Consider the following 5,885-nt stretch of genomic DNA (forward strand, 5'->3'; position numbering starts at 1 on the left):
CACGCCGGCCTGGGTGCCCCCGCCGGAACCGCTGAGCGAGTTCGAGCACCCGGCCGCAGTTGTTCGAGCAGCCTCGGCTTTCAGAAGGAGGTCACACACCACGCTATGGATAGCGGTCGTGTGCAGGTCGGAAATGCATGTACAATTGGTGCTGTAGCAGCGTAGCGGCAGTGCTACGCCGGTGACCGAAGCTGCCCGGGGACGTGCTACGCGAACGCTACGCTGCTACGGAGACCATCATGCCCGCTCCTAACGCCCCTGATCATGACGATACTAGTTCCCCGGCAGAGAAACCGCCGCAGAGCTCGTGGCAGCTACTGACGGGGGCCAGCGGCCGGAGCAGTTGCCCATAAGCTTCCTGGACAGGATCGGCATGCCCGGCCTTGCCGACATCGAGTTCGACACTGCGCTACCGTCCAGTCCGCCCCGGGACGTCGATCTCGACTGACGGGTTCCGTCAGCCTGACCCGGCGTTGGTCAGCGGCGTGGGTGGCGCGTGACCCGCATGCCACCGCGCACGTCACCGAGAACCTGCGCTCGCGTTCCGACCCGATGAAGGCGGTCACCTCTGCGCTCGACCGGGGCGACACGGCCGGTGTGTTCACGCTGCTCAAGCCCGAGACGACCGAGGTGCCCGGCGGGCAGCTGGCGACCGCGGGGTCGTGACCGGCATCGAGGGCGAAAGGGTGCGGCTGAGCATGGCGTCGGGAGCCGGGAAGCTGTTCCGGCCCGACCGGCTGGTGAGGAACGTCAGCCGCGATGCCGTGTCGATTACGTGTACAAGCAGATCGAACTGCACGCTGGCGACCGCATCCGCTGGACCGACAACGACCGGACCCGTGCACTCGACAATGGCGGCATGGTGCGGGTCGAGGAAGTGGGGCGCGGCAGATTGCTCGTGTCGTCGCTCGATGACGGGACCGTGCACGAGGTCGGCTCAGGCGACCGCATGGCCGAGCGTCTCGACCTCGCCTATGCGGTCAACGTCCACGTCGCGCAGGGTGTCACCACCGAGCACGGGATCGTCGCGCTGCGGGCGACCGGAAGCTGCTGACCGAAAAGGCGTTTCTGGTGGGACTCACCCGCGTCGCGGATAAAGTGGCGCTGGTGCTCGATGACGGGTGGAAGGTGGAGCGCGGCGTCACCCGCAATGCTGGCGGCAAGACCTCGGCGCTGGACATTGCCGGGCGCGGACAGACGCCCGACCCGATCCGCTTGCCTGATGCGCGCTCACCGCTCGACCGGGCGCTGGAACGCTACGCGCATCTGTCCTGGCGGCCGAGCGGATGCGGGAGGAGGGGCGGGAGCTGTCGTCGTTCGAGATGCGTGAGCTGGACACGGCCTCGGCTGCGCTCGATCGGGTCCGGTCCCATGCGGCCGAGGACTTGCGGATCGTGCTGGACCGCAGCCCCGATCCGGTGCGGAGTCTGGAGCAGGCTGCTCCGGGCGAGCTGCGGCAGGTCTGAGAAACGGAGGGCCAGGCGCGTACCGACCCTTGCGCCTATGCCAATCGATTCGTGGCCGACTGGCAGTCGGCGTCCGGCGACCGGGGTGCGGCCGAGACGCTGCAGGCCGAAGACCGAACGGAGCGCCGCCTGGAGCGGCTGGAGGACCGTATGGCGCGCCAGCAGGCGCTCGAAAAGGCGCTCGATGCAAAAATGCCCGAGCGGCAGCTCAGTATCGATGGTCCTGACATGGGCGAGGGTGGCCGCGACCGGGGCCAGGGCATGGAACTGTGACGATCGGTGTGGAGGTTGGCCGCTAGCCGGTCATCAAACGGACATCCCGCCGGGCACCAATCGTGGTGGGGACATCACCGCCATGCAGCCCGATGAAGATCGTCGAAGGGGTATCGCGCTTCGGTGACACGGTCGACCTCGCGCTGGAACTGACCGTCACGTCGGCTGCGTTCCGCAGCAGTCTGCCACCTGCCATGCGGGCCGGGCTCGCAGACCTCGTCCGGGCCATGAACTGCTACTACAACAACCTGATCAAGGCGCACAACATTCACCCCGTCAACACCGAACGGGCGCTGAAGAACGATTTCAGCGACGACCCGGCCAAGCGCGACCTGCAGTTGGCTCGTGGGAAGAGGCGGAAGGATGCCGTGCAGGGCATCCCTCCAACCGCGCTTACCGGAAGCGGATGCCGATGCCGCCCATCACGCGCTGGCGCGAGGTGTGGTCTCGATACTGGTCGCGGATGTACTGCGCCGACAGGTAAAGCCCCGAGAGCGGGCCTTGGAAGCGGTTGGCGAGCGAGAACTCGGCGCCGCCGCCAAATTGATAGCCGTCCGTGCCGTAATGGTCGTAGAAGCTCGACTGGCCGAGGGGTGCCGTATAGCGCTTGCGCTGCTCGTTGTTGACGTAGCCGCCCTTGCCGAACACGAGGAGCTGCGGCGCGAGCAGGAAGCCGGCGCGCACGCCAACGCTGTATTCGTCGAACGACTTGTTGCACAGCGTGCCGCCACCGGTGCCGGGCGTGCAGATCTCGGAGTAGTTGTTGGCGCGCCAGTAGCTCGCCTCCGGCCCGACGACGAACCGGTCACCGATCTGGCCGTCGAAGCCAAGCGTCGCGCCGTAGCCGAACTTGTCGCGGTGCGTGCCCTGCGATTGGAACCGGTCACCGCCGAAATTACCTTCGATGCGGATGCCGCGCAGGCTGGCGGTCGCGGTGCCGTCGACTGGGTTGGCGGGGGTAGAGACGGGAGCGGTGCTCGCGTCCTGCATTGGCGGGGCGGCCATGTCCTGCGCCAGGGCGGGCACGGCGACGAGCGCGAGGGCGGCCGCCGAGAGCATAAGCGATTTGCACATGAGTTATGTTCTTCTTGGTCGTTGAGTACGGGATCAGCCAACCCGTCACCGCCAAACCCGTTCCGCTATAGAGCCAAGTCTCCCACGATATGTGCTATTTTGGCAACATAACCATGATGAAACTATTAATGCGTTATTCATCATGATGTGGATTTTTATTTCATTCTTCGCTTTACCAGCGCATCAATCGCTATCAATTCTTCCAGCAGCGTGGGCAGCTGCTCCAGCGGCCAAGCGTTCGGTCCGTCCGACCACGCCCGGTCGGGATCGGGATGCGTCTCCACGAACAGCCCCGACACCCCTGCGGCGACCGCCGCGCGGGCGAGCACGGGCACGAAGCGGCGCTCCCCGCCCGACCGGTCGCCCTTGCCGCCGGGGAGCTGCACCGAATGGGTCGCGTCGAACACCACCGGGCACCCCGTCTCGGCCATAATTGGCAGCGAGCGCATGTCGGAGACGAGGTTGTTGTAGCCGAACGAGGCACCGCGCTCGCACAGCAGGAAATTGTCGGCCTCGTGCCCGGCACCTACGGCCGCGGCGCGCGCCTTTGCGACGACGTGCGCCATGTCGGCGGGCGCCATGAACTGCGCCTTTTTGATGTTCACGGGCCGGCCCGATGCTGCCACCGCGGCGATGAAATCGGTCTGCCGGGCGAGGAACGCCGGCGTCTGGAGCACGTCCGCCACCTGCGCCACGGCCGCCACCTGCACCAGCTCGTGAACGTCCGTCAGCACCGGCAGCCCCGTCTCGGCGCGTACCTTCTCCAGAATACGCAGGCCCTCCTCCAGGCCCGGTCCGCGTTGCGAGGTGCCCGAGCTGCGGTTGGCCTTGTCGAACGAGCTCTTGTAGATCAGCAACAGCCCCAGCCGATCGGCCAGCGCGCGCAGTCGCTCCGCCACGCCCAGCGCGGCCGCCTCGCCCTCGATCACGCAGGGGCCGGCAATGACGAACATCGGCTCGTCCGGCCCGATCGGATGCTCGCATAGACGCATGGTGTTTCTCGTTTTCCGGTAACGTTTTAGAGCGATAAGGCCGGGTTCCTAGCGTTGCGCGGACGCCTGGAATAGAGGGGCACCGAAAGGCGACGTGGAGCACGGACACTCAATGACCAAACACTCGCAGACGCTCCAGCCGCACCTGCATGGCCACACCGTCGTCTCGGCGCTCGACACGGTGCGCACCGAGCGCGAGGCGGTGCAGGCGCTGGAGGACGCGCTGTCCGCGCCGCCGCTGCGCGACGCGTTCTGCCGGCTGGTGGCGAACGTGATGGAGGCGCGCGGCCGCATGGTCGTCACCGGCGTGGGCAAGAGCGGGCTCGTTGCGCGCAAGATCGCGTCCACGCTGCGCTCCACCGGCACGCCGGCGACGTTCCTCCATGCCGGCGAGGCGAGCCACGGCGACCTCGGCATGATCGAGGCGGGCGACGTGGTGCTGGCGCTGTCGCGGTCGGGCGAGACGGGCGAGCTGGCGGAGATCGTTGCCCGCTGCCGGTTCCTGGGCACCACGCTCGCGGTCGCGACCTGCGCGCCGGCCAGCACGGCCGGGCGCGCGGCCGACATCTGCCTCCCGTTACCCGCGGTGCGCGAGGCGTGCCCTAACCAGCTCGCGCCCACCGCGTCCACGATCGTCCAGGCGGTTCTGGGGGATGCGCTGGCGATCGCGCTGATGCGCGAGCGCGGGTTCGGAGATAGCGACTTCCACCGGCTGCACCCCGGCGGCCAGCTCGGCGCGCGGCTGGCCACCGTCGGCCAGCTTATGGGCAGCGGCGAGCAGGTGCCGGTGGTGCCCGGCCGGGCGACGCTGCTGGAAGCGACAGTGGAGATGAGCCGCAAGCGTTATGGCTGCACCGCGGTGGTAGACGAGGCGGGCTGGCTGATCGGCGTGTTCACCGACGGCGACCTGCGCCGCAGCTTCGCGAGCGGCCAGATGGACCGGCCGGTGATCGAGCACATGACGCCCAACCCGCTGTCGATCTCCGCCGACACCCGCGCGGCGGAGGCGCTGCGTACCATGAACGAGCACGCGGTTTCCGTGCTGTTCGTGTGCGATGCGGGTGCGCTGATCGGGGTGATACATTTCCACGACGTGGTGCGTGCCGGCATCGTCTGACGGGGGCGCCGACGCTCCGGTGCCGCCTCCCTCGGCGCTGATCGTCATCCCCGCCCGGTTCGGGTCGACGCGGCTGCCGGGCAAGCCGCTGATCCCGATCGCGGGGCGCACGCTGCTGGAGCGCGTGGTGGACGTCGGCCGCCGGGCCGCGGCGCTTGCGGGGAACACCACGCTGGTGGTGGCGACCGATGACGTGCGCGTCGCCGACCATGCGCGCGCGCTGGGGTGCGAGGTGGCGATGACGGCGAGAGACATCGCGTCGGGATCGGGCCGCGCCTATGCCGCGGCGATCGGCCGCACGGTGTTGCCCGATCTGATCGTCAACCTGCAGGGAGACGCGCCGTTCGTGGCCGCGTCGGTGCCGGCGCTGCTGATCGACGCGCTGCGCGGGCATTGGGGGCACGAATCGGCGTGCGAGGTAGCGACGCCGGTGGTGCGGCTGGACTGGAGAGCGCTGGACGCGTTGCGCGAGCACAAGCGGCTGACGCCGTTCAGCGGCACCACCTGCGTGTGCGCGGCCGACGGGCGCGCGCTGTGGTTCTCCAAGGCGATCATTCCTGCGATCCGCGACGAGGCGCGGCTGCGCGCGGCCGGGCCGCCGTCGCCGGTGTGGCGCCACCTAGGCGTCTATGCCTATCGCCGCGAAGCGCTCGCGCGGTTCGAGGCCGCGTCGCCCACCGCGTGCGAGCGGCTGGAGGGTCTGGAGCAGCTCCGCCTGCTCGAACTCGGCATCGGCGTGGCGGCGGTGGAGGTCGCGGCCCCGGTCCACGCCATGTCGGGGATCGACACCGCCGAGGACGTAGCGCTGGCCGAGCAGCTGATCGCGCGGTTCGGCGATTCGTTCGGCGGATGAGCCTGACCGTCACCATCGTTCGGCACGGCAATACGTTCGCGCCCGGCGAGCCGCCGCGCCGGATCGGCGCGCGCACCGACCTGCCGCTGGTCGCGAGCGGCGAGGCGCAG

8 protein-coding genes and 1 pseudogene are annotated in these 5,885 nt (G+C 68.7%); 7 read left to right on the forward strand and 2 right to left on the reverse strand.

Features of this window, described 5'->3' with window-relative positions:
• Nucleotides 1–489 precede the first annotated feature (489 nt).
• The 4 genes from HUU95_RS06605 to HUU95_RS06620 all read left to right on the forward strand — a co-directional run bounded on the left by HUU95_RS06605 (nt 490) and on the right by HUU95_RS06620 (nt 1,739).
• A complete protein-coding gene (locus tag HUU95_RS06605; RefSeq protein ID WP_174279390.1) occupies nt 490–666 on the forward strand; it encodes a hypothetical protein in 177 nt (58 codons plus the stop codon).
• A 109-nt stretch (nt 667–775) separates the two neighbouring features.
• A complete protein-coding gene (locus tag HUU95_RS06610) occupies nt 776–1,054 on the forward strand; it encodes a hypothetical protein (protein ID WP_174279391.1) in 279 nt (92 codons plus the stop codon).
• 232 nt (nt 1,055–1,286) lie between these two features.
• Nucleotides 1,287–1,466, forward strand: a complete 180-nt coding sequence (locus tag HUU95_RS06615; protein WP_174279392.1) for a hypothetical protein — start codon at nt 1,287–1,289, stop codon at nt 1,464–1,466.
• Between the two features lie 51 nt (nt 1,467–1,517).
• Nucleotides 1,518–1,739 carry a hypothetical protein gene (locus HUU95_RS06620; protein WP_174279393.1) on the forward strand — a complete coding sequence of 74 codons (222 nt, stop codon included), beginning with the start codon at nt 1,518–1,520 and terminating at the stop codon, nt 1,737–1,739.
• 393 nt (nt 1,740–2,132) lie between these two features.
• Here HUU95_RS06620 and HUU95_RS06625 read toward each other — a convergent pair whose 3' ends face one another.
• Both HUU95_RS06625 and kdsA read right to left on the reverse strand, forming a co-directional pair.
• Nucleotides 2,133–2,813, reverse strand: a complete 681-nt coding sequence (locus HUU95_RS06625; protein WP_174279394.1) for an outer membrane protein — start codon at nt 2,811–2,813, stop codon at nt 2,133–2,135.
• A gap of 155 nt (nt 2,814–2,968) precedes the next feature.
• Complete coding sequence (kdsA, locus tag HUU95_RS06630) at nt 2,969–3,805, reverse strand: 3-deoxy-8-phosphooctulonate synthase (RefSeq protein ID WP_174279395.1); 837 nt, start codon at nt 3,803–3,805, stop codon at nt 2,969–2,971.
• A gap of 112 nt (nt 3,806–3,917) precedes the next feature.
• Between kdsA and HUU95_RS06635 the strand changes: the two genes are divergently transcribed.
• The 3 genes and pseudogenes from HUU95_RS06635 to HUU95_RS14515 form a co-directional block, all read left to right on the forward strand.
• On the forward strand, nt 3,918–4,922 hold the full coding sequence (locus HUU95_RS06635) for a KpsF/GutQ family sugar-phosphate isomerase (protein ID WP_174279396.1): 1,005 nt from the start codon (nt 3,918–3,920) through the stop codon (nt 4,920–4,922).
• Nucleotides 4,923–4,941: 19 nt separating this feature from the next.
• Nucleotides 4,942–5,775 (forward strand): 3-deoxy-manno-octulosonate cytidylyltransferase, encoded by an 834-nt coding sequence (locus HUU95_RS06640; RefSeq protein WP_254602662.1) that lies wholly within the window; start codon nt 4,942–4,944, stop codon nt 5,773–5,775.
• Nucleotides 5,772–5,885, forward strand: a pseudogene (locus tag HUU95_RS14515) (histidine phosphatase family protein); the annotation flags it as partial. The gene HUU95_RS06640 and the pseudogene HUU95_RS14515, both read left to right, overlap by 4 nt.

The organism is Sphingomonas bacterium (genome assembly GCF_903643065.1).
Classification (GTDB): Bacteria; Pseudomonadota; Alphaproteobacteria; order Sphingomonadales; family Sphingomonadaceae; genus Sphingomonas.

What these genes read in the sequence shown, in the direction of transcription:
- kdsA (WP_174279395.1), bottom strand. Translation starts at nt 3,805, where the DNA reads ATGCGTCTATGCGAGCATCCGATCGGGCCGGACGAGCCGATGTTCGTC.
- HUU95_RS06625 (WP_174279394.1), bottom strand. Translation starts at nt 2,813, where the DNA reads ATGTGCAAATCGCTTATGCTCTCGGCGGCCGCCCTCGCGCTCGTCGCC.
- HUU95_RS06615 (WP_174279392.1), top strand. Translation starts at nt 1,287, where the DNA reads ATGCGGGAGGAGGGGCGGGAGCTGTCGTCGTTCGAGATGCGTGAGCTG.
- HUU95_RS06635 (WP_174279396.1), top strand. Translation starts at nt 3,918, where the DNA reads ATGACCAAACACTCGCAGACGCTCCAGCCGCACCTGCATGGCCACACC.